Origin of the sequence: Methanoculleus sp. UBA413, assembly GCF_002502935.1 — an archaeon.
GTDB classification, from domain to species: Archaea; Halobacteriota; Methanomicrobia; order Methanomicrobiales; family Methanoculleaceae; genus Methanoculleus; species Methanoculleus bourgensis.
The window spans coordinates 40,515-42,220 of record NZ_DAQR01000043.1; the positions used below are offsets into that span (position 1 = coordinate 40,515).

3 protein-coding genes are annotated in these 1,706 nt (G+C 64.0%); all 3 read left to right on the forward strand.

The annotated features are described in order from the left end of the window. Positions 1 to 215 precede the first annotated feature (215 nt). Genes BP858_RS03255 through BP858_RS03265 form a run of 3 tightly spaced genes read left to right on the forward strand, consistent with a single transcriptional unit; the run spans position 216 to position 1,565 of the window. Positions 216 to 422 carry a hypothetical protein gene (locus tag BP858_RS03255; protein ID WP_062261479.1) on the forward strand — a complete coding sequence of 69 codons (207 nt, stop codon included), beginning with the start codon at positions 216 to 218 and terminating at the stop codon, positions 420 to 422. A gap of 57 nt (positions 423 to 479) precedes the next feature. Next, the gene (locus tag BP858_RS03260) at positions 480 to 968 is read left to right on the forward strand and encodes a GNAT family N-acetyltransferase (RefSeq protein ID WP_286878827.1); all 489 of its coding nucleotides are present in this window, start codon (positions 480 to 482) and stop codon (positions 966 to 968) included. Between the two features lie 9 nt (positions 969 to 977). Continuing rightward, on the forward strand, positions 978 to 1,565 hold the full coding sequence (locus BP858_RS03265; protein ID WP_286878828.1) for a PH domain-containing protein: 588 nt from the start codon (positions 978 to 980) through the stop codon (positions 1,563 to 1,565). Positions 1,566 to 1,706 lie beyond the last annotated feature (141 nt).

The window sequence follows — 1,706 nt, forward strand, 5'->3', positions numbered from 1 at the left end:
GTGGAACATCTCGCCCGCGATCCCGGGGTTCCCCCAGACGATGTCTGTATCGCCGTCTACGAGCCGCCGGCAGAGAACTGGGCCGAAGGCGGCGGGATTTCCGCAGCCCGCCGGTGAGGCAGCCATACCCCCATAAGGTATTTATTGCCTGGCGGGCACAGGGATGCCCGGCCTTGCCCAGCACAGGTAAGGCCAATATAAGGGGGGAATATGGCATGACACACTATGGCGGATACGCCGCCCACGGTATGCTCCTCGAGAGGATGTTTGACCTCCTCGACGAAGACCAGATGCGGCAGTTGATGATCCGGATGATTGAGTCCCACATCAGGATGAAAGAGCACCGGATCGAGATGATGCAGTACAAGGTCGAGACCTACAAAATGGCACGTGACATGATCCAGGCGGGCATGAGACCCTGAAGCGGGCGGCCGGGGGCGGCCGCCTCTTTTTTCACCGGTAAGGGCCAATACACCGGCATGGACCTGATCATCAGGGGGTACCGCGAATCAGACTTCCCGGGGGTCTCCGCCCTTGAGCAGGAGAACAGTTCGGGGGACTGCAAGCCCGAGGTCTTCATCAGGCAGGCCGGCGTCCTCTTCGCCGGGACCTTCCTTGTCGCAGAGCACGAAGGGAGAGTCGTCGGCTATACCATCGGTGCTCTCGTGCAGCACCGGCCGGCCACGGGCTGGATCGTCAGGCTGGTGGTGGCGGGGCAGCACCGGCAGCGGGGATGTGGAGGACGGCTCATCGACGCCGTCACCGGCATACTCCGGGAGAGCGGAGCGGAGGAGGTCTACCTCTCGGTCGCGCCAACGAACCATGCGGCCCGGGCGCTCTACGAGCGGCAAGGATTTGGAGGGGTGGCGTTCTGCCCGGCCTACTTCGGGGACGGAGCCGACCGCTGCATCCTCCGCAAGGATCAGGCCGGGCAGGAAGGCTTAACCGTCCAGGATCGAGAGGGATAGGTGATAACCATGCCCCTCACCCCTGTCCGCATAGGAGAGGCATTTGGACCGGCACCGCAGTACCGGTCGTACCTCTACGTATATCTGACCCTGACCATCGTCATCTTCGTCCTGCCCTGGCTGGTCCCCGCCATCCTCGCGGCCCCGGCGGTCGTCGCCGCCGTCACGGGAGTACCTATCCTTGGCATCGTTCTATTCACCCTCTACTGGATTCCGCTCTACTACAGGAGCATCTCCTACCGGCTCACCGTCACCGAGATCACCTGGCAGCGGGGGGTCTGGTTCAGGCAGACCGGCATCGTCCCCTACAACCGGATCACGAACGTCGATATCGCCCAGGGCCCCCTGATGCGGTTCTTCTCCTTCTCGGCGCTCCGGGTCCAGACCGCGGGCTACTCGGCCCAGGCCCGGGCTGAGATCGTCCTCAACGGGATCGAGGACGCAGGAGACCTCCAGGAGAAGATCATGGGCTTTGTGCGGAGGGGCGGGCCGGTCGCGGTCGAGGAGGAGCCGGAAGCGCCGCCGGCGGCAGCAGACGCGGCTTTGGAGGAACTCCGGGCGATCCGGAGGCTGCTCGAAGACCGGGTGGAGAGGTAGGGGACCATTTCACCTGAACGTGAGGGTGCGTGGGAGTGATCGCCGGTCTCTCACGCTCTCTCGCGTTGGACGCGAAGGGGACTATACCGTCCAGCGACCGATATCCCAGGCTCGCCCCTAGCAGTGGACCGTGGTGGGAAT